The sequence below is a fragment of the Polaribacter sp. genome, from assembly GCF_965660385.1.
Lineage (GTDB): Bacteria > Bacteroidota > Bacteroidia > Flavobacteriales > Flavobacteriaceae > Polaribacter.
In genome coordinates this window covers 8,639-9,691 of record NZ_CBFHZT010000073.1, presented here as the reverse complement: position 1 = coordinate 9,691, position 1,053 = coordinate 8,639, and the positions used below count along the sequence as shown (strand labels likewise).

Below are 1,053 nucleotides of genomic sequence, written 5' to 3'. Positions count from 1 at the left end.
ACAAAAGAAGGATGATATGCTTTAACTGTAATCTTATTTTCTGCATCGAAAACGATGGCATCTGAAATGTTTAATGTAAACGTTGTTCTACCGCCTTTATGTTCTCCTACTTTTTTGCCATTTACCCAAACAGTAGCATACGAACCAACTCCTTCAAAAAATAAAAAATGCTGTTTTTCTTTATTTGAATTATCTAATTTTAGGTTTTTTTGATACCAAGCTGTTCCGTGTAAATTACCATGAGAACTTCTTCTATAACCATAATATTGATCCCAGTTGTGTGGCACAGAAACTTGTTTCCAAGTGCTATCTGTTTTAAGGTTTTTCACAAAATCAGCTTCCGATTGCTTAATACTATCTAAATGAATGGTTTCCCAGTTATTATTAAGCGAAATTTCTTGACGAACAGTTGTAACATCGCTACTGCTTTCGCAAGCCACTATTAAAAAGATAAAAAGGATGCTTAAATATTTCATACTAAGAATTGCTACGCTTCTAATTTATTCATTCTTAAAAACTTTCTTTAAATAACGTACGTTCGCTCCGTAATTTTTTACTACTTCACGAACCATAGAGGTATCTCTAGAACGCTCTACAACCAACCATCCTTTCCAATGCATTTTATCTAAAGTTTCTTTAATTTTTTGTAAATCGATGTCAGGATCATTTTCAATCCAATGTCCGTCTGTATTAGAAGCATGAATTTCTCCAATATTATCGCGACCCAATGTTTTTAATTCTTTAGAAATATCGCGTCCATTTTCTATAGCATTAGAAAAATTGAAGGCTATTTTAATGTTTCTATTGCCTATTTCTGCTAATAACTTTTTTTCTTCGGATGCAGATAATGAAGTTTCAACAGCAATAATTCCGTTTATTTTCTCAACTTCTTTTCCTGCCCAACGTAAGCGTTCAACAATAGCAGGTCTTAATTCTGGATTTTTTACTAAATCCCCTTGTGTTCCCAATGGTAAATAAGCAACTTGCACATCAAATATTTTCATAACATCAATACAGTCTGAAACCATTTTTTTATACGTAGGTCTTTTTGCA

2 protein-coding genes are annotated in these 1,053 nt (G+C 32.4%); both read right to left on the bottom strand.

Translation table 11 applies throughout. The annotated features are described in order from the left end of the window. Window positions 1-476 (bottom strand): sugar-binding domain-containing protein (locus tag ACTG3V_RS14180; RefSeq protein WP_439132829.1); only part of this gene is annotated, 476 nt, incomplete at its 3' end. 24 nt (window positions 477-500) lie between these two features. Next, the coding region (locus tag ACTG3V_RS14175) for a sugar phosphate isomerase/epimerase family protein (protein WP_439132828.1) at window positions 501-1,053 on the bottom strand (553 nt) is incomplete at its 5' end.